At 63.7% G+C, this 16,229-nt stretch carries 17 protein-coding genes; 5 read left to right on the forward strand and 12 right to left on the reverse strand.

Going from position 1 to position 16,229, the window contains the following annotated elements; genetic code table 11:
* Positions 1-21 precede the first annotated feature (21 nt).
* Complete coding sequence (locus tag OKA05_RS14500; RefSeq protein ID WP_264487881.1) at positions 22-1,362, reverse strand: MFS transporter; 1,341 nt, start codon at positions 1,360-1,362, stop codon at positions 22-24.
* A gap of 178 nt (positions 1,363-1,540) precedes the next feature.
* On the opposite strand from OKA05_RS14500, the gene OKA05_RS14505 reads away from it, so the two are divergent.
* From OKA05_RS14505 to OKA05_RS14515, 3 genes are all read left to right on the forward strand, one after another.
* Positions 1,541-2,842, forward strand: a complete 1,302-nt coding sequence (locus tag OKA05_RS14505) for a Gfo/Idh/MocA family protein (RefSeq protein WP_264487882.1) — start codon at positions 1,541-1,543, stop codon at positions 2,840-2,842.
* A 71-nt stretch (positions 2,843-2,913) separates the two neighbouring features.
* Positions 2,914-4,026, forward strand: coding sequence for a formylglycine-generating enzyme family protein (locus tag OKA05_RS14510; protein ID WP_264487883.1), 1,113 nt, complete (start codon positions 2,914-2,916; stop codon positions 4,024-4,026).
* Between the two features lie 264 nt (positions 4,027-4,290).
* Entirely contained in the window at positions 4,291-4,632 is a 342-nt protein-coding gene (locus OKA05_RS14515; protein WP_264487884.1) for a hypothetical protein, read from the forward strand.
* A gap of 238 nt (positions 4,633-4,870) precedes the next feature.
* On the opposite strand, the gene OKA05_RS14520 is transcribed toward OKA05_RS14515, so the two are convergent.
* The 6 genes from OKA05_RS14520 to OKA05_RS14545 all read right to left on the reverse strand — a co-directional run bounded on the left by OKA05_RS14520 (position 4,871) and on the right by OKA05_RS14545 (position 11,428).
* Positions 4,871-5,617 (reverse strand): NYN domain-containing protein, encoded by a 747-nt coding sequence (locus OKA05_RS14520; RefSeq protein WP_264487885.1) that lies wholly within the window; start codon positions 5,615-5,617, stop codon positions 4,871-4,873.
* A gap of 103 nt (positions 5,618-5,720) precedes the next feature.
* Positions 5,721-8,339, reverse strand: coding sequence for a glutaminase family protein (locus OKA05_RS14525; RefSeq protein ID WP_264487886.1), 2,619 nt, complete (start codon positions 8,337-8,339; stop codon positions 5,721-5,723).
* Positions 8,340-8,500: 161 nt separating this feature from the next.
* A complete protein-coding gene (locus OKA05_RS14530; protein WP_264487887.1) occupies positions 8,501-9,037 on the reverse strand; it encodes a hypothetical protein in 537 nt (178 codons plus the stop codon).
* 53 nt (positions 9,038-9,090) lie between these two features.
* Positions 9,091-10,146 carry an SAM-dependent methyltransferase gene (locus tag OKA05_RS14535; protein ID WP_264487888.1) on the reverse strand — a complete coding sequence of 352 codons (1,056 nt, stop codon included), beginning with the start codon at positions 10,144-10,146 and terminating at the stop codon, positions 9,091-9,093.
* Between the two features lie 48 nt (positions 10,147-10,194).
* Complete coding sequence (locus OKA05_RS14540; RefSeq protein ID WP_264487889.1) at positions 10,195-10,938, reverse strand: hypothetical protein; 744 nt, start codon at positions 10,936-10,938, stop codon at positions 10,195-10,197.
* A gap of 64 nt (positions 10,939-11,002) precedes the next feature.
* Entirely contained in the window at positions 11,003-11,428 is a 426-nt protein-coding gene (locus tag OKA05_RS14545; protein WP_264487890.1) for an EF-hand domain-containing protein, read from the reverse strand.
* Positions 11,429-11,758: 330 nt separating this feature from the next.
* On the opposite strand from OKA05_RS14545, the gene OKA05_RS14550 reads away from it, so the two are divergent.
* Positions 11,759-12,136, forward strand: a complete 378-nt coding sequence (locus OKA05_RS14550; protein WP_264487891.1) for an RNA recognition motif domain-containing protein — start codon at positions 11,759-11,761, stop codon at positions 12,134-12,136.
* A 12-nt stretch (positions 12,137-12,148) separates the two neighbouring features.
* Here the strand turns inward: OKA05_RS14550 and OKA05_RS14555 are convergent, their stop codons facing one another.
* A complete protein-coding gene (locus OKA05_RS14555; protein WP_264487892.1) occupies positions 12,149-12,337 on the reverse strand; it encodes a hypothetical protein in 189 nt (62 codons plus the stop codon).
* Positions 12,338-12,919: 582 nt separating this feature from the next.
* Here OKA05_RS14555 and OKA05_RS14560 point away from each other — a divergent pair.
* On the forward strand, positions 12,920-13,555 hold the full coding sequence (locus OKA05_RS14560) for a DNA-3-methyladenine glycosylase family protein (RefSeq protein WP_264487893.1): 636 nt from the start codon (positions 12,920-12,922) through the stop codon (positions 13,553-13,555).
* A 13-nt stretch (positions 13,556-13,568) separates the two neighbouring features.
* On the opposite strand, the gene OKA05_RS14565 is transcribed toward OKA05_RS14560, so the two are convergent.
* From OKA05_RS14565 to OKA05_RS14580, 4 genes are all read right to left on the reverse strand, one after another.
* Positions 13,569-14,333, reverse strand: coding sequence for a TSUP family transporter (locus tag OKA05_RS14565; protein WP_264487894.1), 765 nt, complete (start codon positions 14,331-14,333; stop codon positions 13,569-13,571).
* The gene (locus OKA05_RS14570; protein ID WP_264487895.1) at positions 14,330-14,845 is read right to left on the reverse strand and encodes a hypothetical protein; all 516 of its coding nucleotides are present in this window, start codon (positions 14,843-14,845) and stop codon (positions 14,330-14,332) included. The genes OKA05_RS14565 and OKA05_RS14570 overlap by 4 nt, the downstream gene beginning before the upstream one ends.
* Before the next feature lie 39 nt (positions 14,846-14,884).
* Complete coding sequence (locus tag OKA05_RS14575) at positions 14,885-15,691, reverse strand: DUF1444 family protein (RefSeq protein ID WP_264487896.1); 807 nt, start codon at positions 15,689-15,691, stop codon at positions 14,885-14,887.
* A 98-nt stretch (positions 15,692-15,789) separates the two neighbouring features.
* The gene (locus OKA05_RS14580; RefSeq protein WP_264487897.1) at positions 15,790-15,948 is read right to left on the reverse strand and encodes a type II toxin-antitoxin system HicB family antitoxin; all 159 of its coding nucleotides are present in this window, start codon (positions 15,946-15,948) and stop codon (positions 15,790-15,792) included.
* Between the last annotated feature and the right edge of the window lie 281 nt (positions 15,949-16,229).

Consider the following 16,229-nt stretch of genomic DNA (forward strand, 5'->3'; position numbering starts at 1 on the left):
GAGATCGGAGTCGGAAAAGGTTCAATGCTTCGTGTCACCGCCATCCGCGGACTTGTCCCAGAAGGCAACGAGGAACAGGACGGCGATGACTGCGGCCATGCCCGCAGGCAGCAGCCAGAAGGCCTTCCACTGGGTGGAAGCCGTGGAAAGCAGGGTGGCATCCACCTTCGGCAGCCCGACGGAGAACATCTGTCCGAGCTGCTGCGCGAAGCTGGGAGTCTCACCGGTGGAGCCGGCCTGGATCGCTTCGGCCAGCGGTGCGTGGCCGCCCACGCCGACCTTCATCCGCGCATCGGCGATCTTGTAGCCGAAATACATACCGATGCCCTGGGTGAAGAAGACCAGCATCGACTGCACCTGGCTGCGCACGGTGACCGGCGCGGCCTTGTCGGCGTAGATGAAGCCGGTGACGAAGAAGAAGTCGTAGCAAATCCCGTGCAGCGCGATGGCGAGGAACAGCATCCACACCACCTGATCCGGCGCGGCAAAGGCGAACAGCACATAGCGCAGCACCCAGGCGGCCATGCCGATGAGGATCATCCACTTCACGCCCAGCTTCCGGAAGAAGAACGGGATCAGCAGCATGAACACGATTTCCGACATCTGTCCGATCGACATCGACGAGGCCGGCTGGCGGAAGCCCATGTCGGAGAGGAAGATGGAGGTCGTGCTATAGTAGTAGGCGAGCGGGATGCAGATCAGCGTGGAGCACAGGATGAAGATGAAGAAGGCGGGCTTCGCGAGCAGCTTGAAGGCATCCAGCATGAAGATGGAGCTCAGCTTGAGCGGCTGTCCTTTCGCCGGCGGCGGCGTGGTGGGAAGAAAGAAGGAGAACGCGCCGAGCAGGAGGGAAGTCCCGCCGGCGAGGGTGAAGATGTGCAGGCTCTTGGACCATCCCATGAAGCCGGTGATGAGGCCGGCGACGATCCAGCCGATGGTGCCCCAGACGCGGAGGGCGGGAAATTTGCTCTGGTCGCTGATATTGGCGAACGCGATCGAATTTCCGAGTCCCAGCGTCGGCATGTAGCAAAGCATGTGGAGGATGAAGAGGTTCTTCACCATCTCCGCGTCCCCCTTCGCCGCGAGCCCGGGCACCGCAAGCATGGCCGCCCCGCCGATGAGCAGCAGCACGCCCATCACCTTCTCGGATGGGAAAAAGCGGTCCGCCACCAGACCGAGGAACAGCGGCGCGATGATCGCCGCGATCGGGGCGCTGCCGTACGCCGCGCCGATGATCGAGGCGAGGCCATTGGCGTCCAGGCAGGCCCCCAAGGTCACGAACCAAGCTCCCCAGAGGAAGAACTGCAAAAACATCATCACCGACAAGCGGGTGGTCACGGCGGACGGGGCGGCTTTTTCCATAACTGGGCGAGACTTGGAGAAACGCCCGCACGGCGGCAAGCAGGATCACGCCCCAATTCGGCTCAAATCGTCCGGTTCTCTCATGAAAAACGAGCATTCCTGAAATTTTTCCACCGGATCCTGAAAGCCCGGCTTGCAGCGGCAGCGTATTTGCGGCCCGTTTGTCACCGCACCTGCCATGAGCCCCACACCTCTTTCCCTTTCCCGCCGCCGTGTAATCGCCGGTTCCGCCGCCACCGCGGTGGTCGCCAGCTTCCCGAATCTCCTGCTCGCCCAAGGCCAAGCCAACACCGCAAAGCTCAAGATCGGTCTGATCGGCTGCGGCGGCCGCGGTACCGGTGCCGCCCAGCAGGCATTGTCTGCCGACCCGAACGTGGTCCTTTGGGCGCTCGGCGATGCATTCCCCGAGGCGGTCAAGAGCAGCTTGAACGGGCTCAAGAGCTTCGGTGCCAAGCTCGATGTGCCGGCCGAGCGCCAGTTCAGCGGGCTGGATGCCTACCAAAAGGTCATTGAAAGCGGCGTGGACGTCGTCCTGCTCGGAGCGCCTCCGGGATTCCGCCCGCAGCACTTGCGTGCGGCGATCGAGGCCGGTAAGCACGTCTTCGCCGAGAAGCCGATGGCCGTGGACGTGGCCGGCGTGAAGTCGGTCATGGAGTCCGCCAAGCTCGCCAAGCAGAAGGGCGTCTCGATCCAGCACGGCTACTGCTGGCGCTTCGCCCCGGGCGTCCGCGAACTTTACGGCAAGGTCAACTCCGGCGAGCTCGGCAAGGTTTACTCGGTCTATGGCACCTACATGGGCAGCCCGCCGAAGCCGCTGCAGCCCGGCATGACCAAACCCGCCGAGATGGCCGATGTGGAATGGCAGCTCCGCTGGTGGACGAATTTCGAATGGACCAGCGGCGGCCCTCTGCTCGAGCAGGCGGTGCACACCGTGGACAAGATCGCCTGGGCGATGAATGACGTCGCGCCGATCGCCGCCGTCGCCAATGGCGGCCGTGCCTACCGCACCGACGCCGGCAACGTTTACGACCACTACAACATCGCCTTCGAATACCCCGGCGGCGTGATTTGCCACCTCGGCGAGCGCCAGTACCTCGGCTGCCACACCGAGACCGTGGACCGCATCTATTGCGAAAAGGGCACCGCCGTCGCGCCGAACACACCGATGGTGCTCGGCCCGGATGGCAAGCGCAGCTGGATGTATCGCGCCCCGGCCGGCGCGGAGCAGAACATGTATCAGGTCTGCCACAACGAGTTCTTCGCCGCGATCCGCAAGGGCGAGATCATCAACACCGGTGAGTACATGGCGAATAGCACCATGCTCGGCCTGCTCGGCCGCGACGCCGCCCACACCGGCCAGCGCATCACCTGGGAGCAGATGTGGAATGCCTCCCAGGACTTCGCTCCCGACACGCTGAAGATGGGCGACAGCTTCCCGGTCGCGCCGGTGCCGGTGCCCGGAAAGTACAAGCTCGCCTGATTTCACCCCGTCTCCTTCGAGGCGCGTGCTGGACCCCGTCCGGTCCGCGCCTCATCTTTTTCCCGATTCCGATGAAACGCCTCGCCCTCCTTCTTCTCGCCTCGCAGGTCCACGCCAAGGAACCCGAAGTACCAAACCCGCAGTACTTGCCGGTCACCGAGCAGATCCACGCGCTCGTTGCCAAGAAGGGCGACTCCCCGGCCGCCGCCGCGGAGATGAAGGCCTACACGGAAAAGGTGCCGCTCGCGAATGACGGCACCTTCGACCTGGTGCCCGTGCCCGCCGGTGAGTTCACCATCGGCTCTCCTTCCGCGGAAGCCGGTCGCAAGGACAACGAAGGCCCGCAGGTGAAGCTCGCGATTGATCCCTTCTGGATCGGCAAGTGCGAGATGACCTGGGACATCTACCGTGCCTTCATGGAAAACGGCAAGGCGCGCAACAAGGATGGCACGCTCAACCGCGACTCTGACCTGATGACCCCGGAAGCGCCGGTGGCGAAGGATGGCGAAACCCTGGTGGACGTCGTCAGCCAGCCGACTCCACCTTACGTGCCGATGCACTTCAGCATGGGCGACGGCTACGGTGCGGGTTGGCCGGCCATCGCGATGACCCATCACGCCGCCAGCAAGTTCTGCGAGTGGCTCAGCGCCCAGACCGGTCACTACTACCGCCTGCCGACCGAGGCCGAGTGGGAATACGCCTGCCGCGCCGGCACCACCACCGCCTATTCCTTCGGCGACGATCCTTCCCAGCTCGGTGACTACGGCTGGTCCATGGCGAATGCCGACTACACCTACCAGAAGGTCGGCCTGAAGAAGCCGAACCCGTGGGGCATCCATGACATGCACGGCAATGTCTCCGAGTGGTGCCTGGATGCCTATCTCCCCGACGCCTACGCGAAGTGGGAAGCCGGCGCGACGAACCCGTGGCACCCGGCGGTCAACCGCTACCCGCACGTGACCCGTGGCGGTCACTACTTCGACGGGGGCCCGGAGACGCTGCGCTCCGCCGCCCGCGTGCCGTCCGATCCTTCGTGGAAGGCGATCGACCCGCAGAACCCGAAGTCGCTCTGGTACCTCACGAGCTGCCAGTACATCGGCCTCCGCGTCGTCCGCCCGATGAAGGTGCCGGACGTGAAGGAGATGCATCGCATGTGGAACACCGGCCCCGGGCCAACCGAGTGAACCGCGCCCGATGACCGCGGCGCAGCCGCCCTTGGACTGCTGCGATTGTTCGCAGCTTTTGAGTGAACGGTGAGGATCGCCGCTCACTTGGAGTGAAGCGATCATGTTGTATCGCTTCTGTCCGCCTGGGAAAACTTTGAGTGAAAGGAGAGGGACGCCTGTTAGATCGTTATCCTTCTCCACTCCGCGACCTCCGCGCCTCTTCGGCCGACTCCACCAACCCCGGAGATGAAAAGGATCACTCCCCTTGTTCGTTTCCTTCACGTGAGACACCTCGTCCTTCTTCTCGCGCTGCCGGCCCAAGCCGAGCAGCCCGAAGTACTAAATCCACAGTACTTTCCCGTCACCGGGCAGATCCACGCGCTCGTTGCCAAGAAGGGCGATTCCCCGGCCGTCGCCGCGGAGATGAAGGCATATACCGAGAAGGTTCCGCGCGCGAACGATGGCACCTTCGATCTGGTGCCCGTGCCTGGCGGCGAGTTCACCATCGGCTCCCCTTCCACGGAGGCCGGCCGCAAGGACAACGATGAAGGTGCCCGACGTGAAGGAGATGCACCGGCTATGGAACACCGGCCCGGGACGGCTGGAGTGAGCTGCGCGGGATAACCGCGGCGCAGCCGCCCTTGGACTGCTGCGATGATTCGCAGCTTTTGAGTGAAGGGAGAGGCTCGCCGCTCACTCGGAGTGAAGCGATCACGCAGGATCGCTTCCGTCCGCCTGGAGAAACCGCCGCACCCTGCATTCGGAAAGCTGCGAACAATCGCAGCAGTCCGAGGGCCTTCGGCTTTCATCGGTTATCTCCGCAAGGGCCTGCCTGGGGCGCGGTCCAGGCCATGCCGCCACCTCACCGGCCTTTGGGCTTCACCCGGATCTGCACGTGCTTGTCCTTCCGCGATAGCTCGAACAGGCCGATGGCCTCCAGCAGGTCGCTCAGCTTTCCGTAGCCGTAGTTCCGCGAGTCGAAGTCGGGCATCAGCTTGGAAAGATGGGTCCCCACGAGGCCGAGCGACGCCCACTCGCTTTCCTCGCCGGTGGCGGAGTCGATGGCCATGCGGATGCGCTTCACCAGCTTGTCGTCCTTGCGGAGATCGGCTCCCGCCTTTTTCCCCTTCCCCTCGCTACCGGTGCCTGCCGTGTCGGAGGCGACTTGGATGACTTCGGTGTAGATGAACTTGTCGCAGGCGGCGACGAATGGCTTGGGCGTCTTCTTCTCTCCGAAGCCGAGGACCATCAGCCCCTGTTCGCGAATCCGGGCGGCGAGACGGGTGAAATCGCTGTCGCTGGTGACCAGGCAGAAGCCCGAGAAGCGGCCGGTGTAGAGCAGGTCCATGGCGTCGATGATCATCGCGCTGTCGGTGGAGTTCTTGCCCGTGGTGTAGCTGAACTGCTGGATCGGCTGGATGGAATGTTCGAGCAGAGGTGCCTTCCAGCTCTTGAGTTGCTCGGAGGTCCAGTTGCCGTAGATCCGCTTGACGCTCGCGGTGCCATAGGTCGCGACCTCGGTGAGCACCGCGGCGATGACGGCGGCCGAGGCATTGTCCGCATCGATCAGCACGGCGAGGGGCTTGGCGACGGAGGTGCTTTCAGACATGCGATCATCCCAGCCGCGAACGGCCGCTGGGGCAAGGCACGAAAAAGGCACGGGGCGATTCACCCCGTGCCTTGTGTTAGAATCGTCGTTGCCGAAGAAACGCTTACTTCTTCTCGCCCGGCTTCACCTCGACGATGCCGAGGTCAAGGTATTGGCCGCCGGTGGTCTGGAGGCAATGCACGGCGATCAGGTTCTTGCCGGGCTTCAGCGCGGCCTTGCCTTCCGGCAGCAGCGGCACCAGCGAGAAATCGGTGACGAAGCCACCGGCCGCAGCGGCGCGCACGCCATTGATGTAAACCTCGATATCCTCGTCGTAATAGACGTTGAGTGCGATGTTGTCCGGCACGTTGCCCGGGATATTCACCTCGCGGCGGACCCAGATGTCGGAGCTGTTCCAGCGGGTGCGGACCTTGGCATTCGGCGGGCTGCCCGCGCCGAAGCCGGCGGCCCCCTTCTGCCACTTGGAATCATCGAAGCCCGTGCCGAACCACTCGCCTTCCGGGCGGGCGGTCGTGTAGCTCCACACCACGCCATCCTTCTCGGCACCGTTCGGCACGATGGTGGTCAGCACCGGCGCGATATACTCGGGCATCGGCGCCCAGCCCTTGGCCTTGGTCACGTCGCGCTTCGCATACTTCGCCCACAGGTCCTTGTGATAGAGGGCGGGCAGGTAAACGCCACCGACCACCGGGCGGGCGGTGAAGCCGACCTTCTTGCCGCTGACGGTCTCATACCAGTCGGTCATCGGCGAACGGTTCGGGCCTTCGTTGAGGAACTTGAAGGCCGGTGCGACCAGCGCTTCGAAGTCGGAGCGATCCTGCGTGAGCGAGGCGGTCCAGACGATCCAGTCGAGCTTGGTGTACTCCTTGCGGTTGTCGAGCGGCAGGCCGTAGACGTTCTGCTTCTTCTTGTAGAAGTCCATCTCGCTACGCAGCACTTCATCCGGGAACAGGCCCAGGCCGAGGATCTTGTCCCACACCAAGTTGTACTTCTGGCTCCAGGTGCCGGGGCGGTCGAAGGCGAGGCGGGTATGATCCCCGTCCTTCGCTTCTTTGATCCAGCGCTGGGCGAATTCCTTTGCAGTCTTCGAGTAGCTGGCGGCCTTCTCACTCTCACCGCGCATCTCGCACATCTTTGCAAAGGCACCGAGTGCGCAGATCGCCTTGGCGCTCAGGTTGACGTTGTGCGCCAGGTGACCGGCGAAGTCGTCGGTGCAGAGCTGGTTGGCGGGGTCGAAGCCTTCCTTCTTCAAGTATTCCGCCCATTGCTCGAGGCGCGGCCAGTAGAGGCTGGCATATTCGGCATTGCCTTCCATCTGCGAGACAGCGCCCATCAGGAGCAGGACGTTGCCGCTTTCCTCGACCGGCATCTGGTTTTCCTCGGTCTTCTCGCCGCCGCCATAGACCTGGCCATTGGCATGCGGGTAGGTGCCGAGGTCATGCGGCGCGAAGGGGAATTTCCAGCGGTCGCTCTTCGCATACTCCATGAAGGGCGCAAGGAACGACTTCGCCAGCGACGGGCCGAACAGCAGGAACTGCGGGGCCATCGGGTAGAACACGTCCGAGGTGGCGATGCAGCCGTTCGAGTGGTTCTCTTTCGAGAACTGCAGCGGCTGGCCGTTGTCATCGGCCACGAACTTGCCGGCGGCGAAGCACTGGCGGTAGGCGAGCGCGGAGAGCTTGGCGTACTTCACGCCGCCGAGCTTCTCCAGGTCTGCCATCACTTCGGCATCGAAGGTTTCGCAGCGGGCGCGCAGCTCGGAATACTCCTTCGCGGATGCGGCCAGCAGGTCCTTCGCTTCCCAACCGTCCTTGCGCCAGTAGGCCCGCAGGTTCTTGCGGTTGTATTGGATCGCGTAGATGTCGTCGTAAGCGATCATCGCCCACTTCGAGACCGGGTCGTTGCCAACCTGGAAGGGCTTGAGTTCGAGACCCGCGCCCACGCCATCGGCGCGGTCGGCTTCACCCGAGTCGCCCTTGCGGTAGCCGATGCCATTGCCGGCGAAGGCGATGCCCAGTTCGTTCGGCTTGCCGAAAGCGCGGCCAGCGGTGCTTTCCTCCGGCGCGGCTAGATAGAGGTAGCCCCAGTCGATGCGCTGGTCGTCTCCCGCCTTCTGGAGGACGGGCTGATCCTTCGAGCCCATGCGGACGACGGCCAGGCCATCACCGCTGGCGTCGTTCCAAGTCACGTCCTGGTCGGGCGTGTTGACGGTCAGTTCGCCGGACGCGCCGAAGAAGACGGACACCTCATGCGGCTTGCCATCGGTCGAAACAAACTCGTACGCGAGGTAGGTGACCGGCCGGGAAAGGAGCGAGATGTCATCCGGCAACGCGGGAGTCAGGAAGGTGAGCGAGACGGAGACGCCCGCGCCTTCGAAGGTGTAGATCGTGCGCGTCGGCAGCACGGTCAGGCTCTTCTGCTTCAGCGCCGGGGCGGCGGCCGGGGTGGCACCCATCACGCGATAGGCCTTGCCATCGATCTTCACCAGGCTGGTGAGCTGCTGCTGCTTGCCGGTCCAGTGGGTGGTCTCGACGCCATTGAGCGTGTCGCCGGGCGACCAGATGCTGAAGTACGGGTCGCACGCGACCAGCGGGGTCGAGGGCGGGACGAGGTCATTTTCGCCTGCGGGCTTCGGCCGGACTTGGCCGTGCGCCAGCGTCAGGCTGAGCGCGCCGGCAGCCAGCAGCGCGGCCTTCGGGTTGAGGATGGATTGGTGTTTCATAGAGATCCAAACGGGTTTGGGAGAAGACGGTCACCATGGACCGATTCAGGCGCATCGTCGCCGGAAAACCGGCGGGGTTTCAGAAGCGTCGCCCTCTACGTCGTGAAACACGTTCTTTCTGTCAAACGAATTGCGAGCCATCACCCGGCCGCAATCCCTCGTTAAGGACCCGCTCTCTTGCCAAAGAATCGGAAGATCTTGCCCACGCCGGACCGGATGCCGTGGGGCTTGGTTTCGATGCTTCCGATCCGGGAATCGTGGAGGAGGATGAAGTCCACCAAGCGGAAGACCTCGGCCGCGAGCGTGGGAGAGCCGATCACCTCGTCTCGCGCGAGGGCTCGCCCCACCATTTCGCGTTTATCGTGGGGCCTGCCCTTCGCATCGATGAGCGTGAAGCCACGTTGCTCGGCGTCGTTACGATAGGTCAGGGAAATGGCGAGGCGGAGGGCCGGGTCCGCGCCGTCGCCCCATGGGCCAAGGATCAGATCGAAATTGGCCAGGTGTTCCGACACTCCGAGAGTCCAATGCACCAGATAGGCGGCGCAGGTCGGCCCATTCTCCCCGCGATGAATGAAGCCGTTAACCGAGCGGCTGTAGTGGCCACAGTGAGCGCAAGGTTCCGGCTCGCTCTCACCATTTGGCTCCAGCGTCAGCCCCGGATCCGCATCCTCGCCAGTGGTGGGTAGTTCCCCGCTCATCATGGCGAGCCTAGGGAGAGGACGGCCGGTTTCCAGCCCTCTCATGGCGGTCCCTAGTGCCCCGGAGCCCGCTCGAAGAACAGCGTGAACTCCTGCCGGTTGTAGGTCAGGTGCGTCTTGGCGATCAGGGTCAGCCCCGAGGCCACCGCATACGCCTCCGCTGCCCGGATCAGCGCGAGCATGTCCTCCGGCGTGTCCGCCCCGGCGGCCTTCAGGGTGAAAACGATCAGCCCACCGGCTTTCAGCCCGGCGGAAAGCCGCACCACCTGCCGCAGCGACACGCGCGGGTCGCCATTCATGTCACAAAGCAGGGCATCGAACTCCCCGTCGGACTTGAAATTGAAGGTATCCACGTCGCCGCGGATGAAAGTCAGTCCTGGCGCACGATCCAACCGGGGATCCAGTGCTGCCTTATCGACGGCGGTGACGCGGAACCCGCGGTCGAGCAGCTCCGCGGTCATCCCGCCCGGGCTCGCGCCCAGTTCCAGCCAATGGGCACCGGCCGGCAGGTCCGGCTGGTGGAGCTTCAGATAGTGCAGGGCCTCGGCGATCTTCGCCCCGGCCCGGCTGATCGCGGCAGCCTGGCGGATGAATTTCGTCCCGCCGGGGTAAAAGCCGTTCGCCTCCCGCGGACTCCGCATCCCGCAGAAAAGGCCCTCCTTCCCTACCAGGCAAAACAAGGTCGGCGCGGACGGGTCCTGCGCCTCGACCTCGGCTACCGGCAGCGAGGGGAAGAGCTGGAGCACCCGGCCGCGGAGATTGGTGGCGAGGTGCTTGTAGAAAGGATGCGGCGCCCCCGGCAGCAACGGCCCGGTGAACAGCGCCTGCGCACCACGGTCGCCGAACTTCTTGAGAATCCCCTGCGCCGCCTTTTCCACGAAGCCGTCCATCTTCTGCGGGCAACACGGCCAGCCGTGCTCCACCGGCAGATTCCAGCTCGTGAAAAGCGCCCGCTCCGACTCGGACAGCACCGCCGGGTCGGCGAGTTCCACCAAATGGTAGTCGCCACCCAGCATTTTCCGCGGCGTCGCACCGAGGCCCGCCAGGATCTGCGGCGCGAAAGGCGCAAAGACATCGGGAATGCGGATCAGCCAGGACGCGTGCGACATGCCCGTCTCCTGCGCCCAAGGGGCGAGCGATGGAAGGACAATTCGCCCTTAGCGGGCTTCTTCCGCCGGCGTTTCCACTTTCAGGTCCGAGACGGACAGCTTGCCATCGGCGTTCGGGCGCACCGTGAATCGGAGCGAAATGGATACCGAAGGGTCATCGGTTTTCGGGACCTCCGCCCACGCGGTGAGGGTCACCCGGCCTTCCTCGGTCACTGCGGGATCCGATAGCGCGACGGCGTACTTGGCCTTGAACGCGTCGGCTTTGAGCCCGTGATCCCGCTCCAGGATCCGGCGGAGCTGATCCTGCGCGACGGGCAACAGGTCCAAGGAGGCAGTGACCGCCCCTTCTGCCGAAAGTGCATAGACTCCGGCATACGCCGTGTGCCACTTCCATGACTGCATGGCCACCAGATGCTTGGCCTTCTCCGACCACGCCACGGTGCACCGCTCATGGTTGTAGGTCGCCCGCGTGCCAGGGTGCTTTCCCCGCACCAGCGCGGTCGCCCGGTCCTTCTTCAGATCGACGACGAAATTGGCGAAGCCCGGTGCCTCCGGATCCAACGAGTAGCTTCCGCCCTCCTCCTTGAAATCACTCCACGCCACCGGCTTCCCGGTGGTGAGGCCCACCGCGATGGCGAATCTTCCGTCCTTGGAAGTCGTGCCTTCCACGACTTTGCAAAACTCCGAGGCGGGAAGCTGCGTGAGATCCTTCGGGAGGATGGGGAAGTCCTCGCCGTGGCATTGGGCCGCGAGCCAGACCGCCGCCAGTCTTCCCATCATCCTAAGTTTCACGATGCAAGTCTGGCCGGGAAAGCCGCCAGATCAAGATCGCTGGACGAGGGTCTGATGCCGGCCGTTAGCGGACGTAATCGAGGGCCTTCTCGCGGGAGCTGCGGAATTCCTCGAGGGTCACCTGGCCGTCGCCATTCGCGTCGGCTTCCTTGAAGGGCGCGGCGAGGGTCTTCTTCACCCCGGCGCTGGCCCGGGCCTCCTGCAGCGTGATCTTGCCGGAGCCGCTGGTGTTGACCCTGTAGAAGCCTTCCTTGGTGCCGCCGTTGTCCACGAACTCCTTCTCGGTGATCACCGAGTCCTTGTTCCCGTCGAAGCGGGCGAACATCTCGCCGATCAGGTGGGCGTCGTATTCCTGGCGCGAGACCTTGCCATCGCCGTTCATGTCGGCGGTCTTGAATGACTGCTCCACCGTCGGCGACGGGCTCGTCGAGGAGCAGCCGGTGAACGAAAAGGCGGCAGCGAGGCAAAACAGACCGGATACGAGCTTCATGGCTTTGGAAGATGACCGGAATCCGGCCTGCTTGGTCAATCCATTTCCCTGCCCATCCAGAGCAACCGCAGTGGAAGATCTGAACCGCGAATCAACGCAAATGGGCGCGAATTGGGGAAGTCGTCAGGCGATTTGCCGGTGAAATGCGCCGAACCAGGGCGTCCATCGCTGGGAAAGGGATCCTCTTCGCGTCCATTGGGGTCCAATCGCGGTTTGAAAACCCAATTTCCCGGATCACATCCGCGTCTTCGTCGGCAGCATCCTCTTTTGAGGTTTTGAAGAAATCCGGGCTCGTTTCCACTCGTCTGCTGCCACTAGGCTTTCTCCGGCATGATCGTCCTCATCCGCAATATCGACCGCTCCATCACCGAAGAACACGTCCGCAGGATGCTCGACCAGTACGGCAAGGTCCGGACCTTCGACCTGGTGATCGACAAGGCCACCGGCCAGTCCAAGGGCTTTGGCTTCGCCGACATGCCATCGATCGACCAGGCGGAAGCGATGATCAAGGGGCTGAATGGCACCCGGCTCGGCTCCGAAAAGCTGCGGGTGAAACGCGCCGCCTCGTCCTCCCTGCTCGGCACGCATGAGCCGCGACCGAAGACAGCGGAGAAGAAGAGCTTCTTTGCAAAAAAGGCGGCGAAAAAAACCGCAAAGAAAGCGGCCCGGAAATTCACCGGGAAGCGGGCACCGCGGCGGGAAGGCTGAGCAGGCTTCCGGTCAAGCGCCCTGCTCCAGCCGCTCGGCGGGGAGCGGCGAGGCTGTCGTGACGACTTTGCGGTAAGCCAGCAGGATGGCGAGGAACGCAACCGACACGGCAACGGCGATCCAGAGGTCAGTGGAGGACCCTTGGACGGCCTGATAAGTTACCAGCAGGGCCAGCAAGACGAACACGATGCACAAGTTCATCGTCGAGACGGATCGGGCAGGATGACGAAGCCAGGAAAACGTGACCGCACCGCCTAACATGAGGGCGACATAGAAATCCGGAAACTCCCAGCCACGAGGTCCGACGGACATCGACCGCGCCGAGGCAAGCACCAAGCCGGCAGCGCAAGCGAGGACTATGCGGGTGATCTTCAAATGAATGACCTTTTCCAGCAGGATAGATCTTTCCTACCGGAGTTGACCCGTTTGACAAGGGCCGAGCCGAATGGCACGGGATTAAGGTGGTTCCCGGCTTCTTCCGTCCCGGAGGGACATCGGAAATTAGCCGGTGGTGACAACCACCGGCCCCGATGTCCGAGAATGCTCCGCCCCGGCAGGGGCGGTGGAAAAGTGGCGTCACCAACCGTTCACTGCTGAGTCTGTCGCCCCTGCCGGGGCTTGAATGAAGATGGGTAGCCTCCCGGTGGCTCACGCTACCGGCTAATTTCCGACACCCCTCCGGGGTCATGAGTATCCACCGAATCTCACCTTAATCCCGTGCCATTCAGGGCCGAGCCCTTTCCCACTCGCGATGGCAGCCCGGCTGATCTAGCGGTTTCTCCCATGACCTCCGCCGACCACGCCCGTGCTGTCGCCCATCTCCGGAAATCCTGCCCTTCAATGAAGGCGCTGATTCGCCGCGTCGGCCCTTGCGCGCTGGAGATCGAGGCCGGTCGCACGCCCTTCCAAGCGCTGGTCAATGCCGTGGCGCACCAGCAGCTCCATGGCAAGGCGGCGCAGACGATCCTCGGGCGCTTCCGCGGGCTCTTCGGCGGTCGCTTTCCCGGACCGCAGGCGCTGGACAAGGTGACGGACGAACAACTCCGCGCCGTGGGCTTCTCGCGGGCAAAGACGGCCGCCATCCGCGACATCGCCGAGAAGACCTTGTCCGGGGTGGTGCCGGGCTCGAAGGCCATCGCCGCGCTTCCCGATGAGGAAATCATCGCCCGCCTGACGCAGGTCCGCGGTGTCGGCCGCTGGACGGTGGAGATGCTGCTGATCTTCACCCTCGGCCGGCCGGACGTGTGGCCGGTGGATGACTTCGGCGTGCGCGCCGGCTACAAGATCGCGTATGGCCTCGATGAGATGCCGAAGCCAAAGGAGCTGCTCGGATTCGGCGAGAGGTTTCAGCCGCACCGCTCGGTCGCCGCCTGGTACCTGTGGCGGGCCACCGACTTGAATCGCTCGCCGGAGCCGTGATGTCAGCCACGGACTACCCGCGCCACGCATCCCACAGCAGCTTCGCCGTCATCGCGAAGACCACCGCGAGGAACACCGGCCGGATCAGGCCCGCGCCCTTCTTCACCACCAGACCCGCACCGAGCCGGGCGCCGATGACCTGCCCCCCGATCATCGCTCCCGCGGCGCTGAAATGCACCGACCCGTGCGCCAGGAAGATCCCCAGCGAACCGAGGTTGCTCGCAAGGTTCGCCGCCTTTGTGTAGCCCGTCGCGCCCTTCAGCTCGAGGCCTAACAGCGCCACCGTCGCCAGCGTCCAGAATGACCCCGTGCCCGGCCCGAAGAAGCCATCGTAGAACCCGATCGCGATCCCGAACACCGCGGCGAAGACCACCGGCGACATCTTCGGCTTGCCCGTCTCGACGCCGAAGCGCCGGTTCAGCGCGGTGTAAACCGCCACCGCCGCCAGCAGCCATGGGATAAGTTGCTTCAGCAGGTCCTTGCTCAGAATGCTCACCGCCTGAGCCCCGGCCATGCTCGCGAGAAACGCCATCACCACCGCCAACCGCAGGCCCGGCGTCTCCATCAGGCCGGCCCGCGCGTAGCGCCACACCGCGATCGACGTGCCGCACGATGATTGCAGCTTGTTCGTCCCCAGCACCACCTGCGGCGGCATGCCCGTCGCCAGCAAGGCCGGCACCGTGATCAAGCCGCCGCCACCCGCGATGGCATCGATGAATCCACCCGCGAAACCCGCCAGAAACAACAACCCGTGAACGACGGGCGACAGCGGATTCATGGGGCCTTCGCCTTCTTCTCCGGCTCAGGCTGCGGCTCCGACTTTGTGGCAGGCGGATCTTCGCGCTTCGGCGCGACTTGCATGAAATTCAGCAACTCCATCGCCAGACCGATGTCCGCCTTCGTGACGATCTTTCCATCGGGCGAAACCATCGACTTGGCATCGATCGAGGCAGAGTTCGTGAGCTGGTCCTCGATGCTTTCCTGCTCGCCCGGTTCCAGCGGCTTCGCCGGCTCCACTTGGGGGGCCGCCGAAGGTTCGGGATCCGGCTCACGGAACAGCGAGGCGACGATCTCGCGGTTCTCGCTCGGGCTTACAAGGGCGATTACTACCACCGCGATCACCGCGGCAATGATACGCGTGGTGCGCCCAGCGACCCGTTGCCGGGCCGCGGCCCGCACCCGTTCGCGCTCGTCCAAGATCGCCCGGAGTTCTCCCTCGGACGGCTCGGCAGGTTGCTCTGGAGCTTCCTCCACACCCATCCCAATGCCCGAAAGCCACGGAAGTGTCAAACTTCAACCCGGGTTAACGGGCGGAGGCTCACTTCATCATCACGGCGCTTGCACCCCGGGTTGCTCGTGGAAGTTGCCCTCGGAGTTGCGGACGAAGACGGAGGGCGACAGCGCATAGGGCCGCTCCGCATGATCTTCGGCAATCTTCCCGCCAAGCTGGCGGTGGAACTCAGGGCTGCAATCGAGCCTCCAACAGATCAGGAAATCCCGATTGGGAATTCCGAAGCGGAACGTTTCGCCCAGATGCGAGGCGATGAAATCCTGGAGTCCGGGAATGAGGATGCGCGCCGCATCGTAGCCGTCGCCGCTATCGATCGCCAAGATGGTCTCCGCATCGTTCTTGCTGAGATGCACGTCGATGTCGCGGCTGATGGCTTCCAGATTTTCAAGGGCGATCTCGTGGAGCTCTTCGGGAGAAATCTTCCATCGCTCCAAGTCGACTTGGCGCACATATGCGTATGACTGCGGGAAATCCGCGACGATGCCGACGGCGATTCCCGTCGCGAAGGGAAAGGCGACGATTGGCACGGGTGCCGCCTGCACATAATCCGCAGGCATGACCTGGAGACGGAGCTGGTCCCGAATCTCGTCCAGGGAAAGGTCATCCAAGCTCGGGGTTTCATTCGCGAAGATCGACCCGAAGTGGTCCTCCACCATCGTTGCGAAGTCCTCGTCCGAGATCTCGCCAAGCTCATACTTCGCCCGGAGGTTCTGAAGGCCGAGACGCCATTTACCGACGATCAAGACATCCGGCTCTTCCGGGTCCGGTACGAAATCCATCCCGGGAAAGACCTGCCCGGCGATTCGGATTACCCGGTCCCGGAAGCCTGCGTCGTCATCGTGCATGAAGGATGATTTGGGTAAATCGCGAGGCGGTGGCAAGCGAGAGGTTTGCGAGAGTCAGCGCGCCAACCGGGAATCGTGCGGCCACGGCAGGTTCCACTTCAAAGCTCGGCCACAAGCAACCATCCCTCGATCGCTTCGTGAAGGTTGACGTCAACTTCTTCAAGGGTTTCGCCTTGGGTAAAGCAACCGGGCAACGCCGCCACTTCTGCCCAAAATCCACCCTCTTCGGCTTCGTGGATGATGGCCTTGAGCCTCATGCTCTGAGCCTAGCGTTCAAAGTCCTTGGTGCAATTCCCGGTTCAGCGATCCAACTCCGGCGGAGCGGCGTCCGCTTTCGAGGCATCAGCAGACGAGCCTTTGGAAGCTCTCGTCGTAAACCGACCACTCGTCGATGCCGCCTTACGGTCCATCTGGGCGTAGGCATCGGCTGAAGTCCTCGCAGACTTCGCGGTGCGGGCGGTCTCGATCTTTTTGAGGTAATCGGGCTGACTCATCCAATCGCGGGGAAGAGTAGCGAAAGTCGCGAGTCTGCGCACGC

The sequence above is a fragment of the Luteolibacter arcticus genome, from assembly GCF_025950235.1.
In the GTDB taxonomy this organism is placed as follows: Bacteria; Verrucomicrobiota; Verrucomicrobiia; order Verrucomicrobiales; family Akkermansiaceae; genus Haloferula; species Haloferula arctica.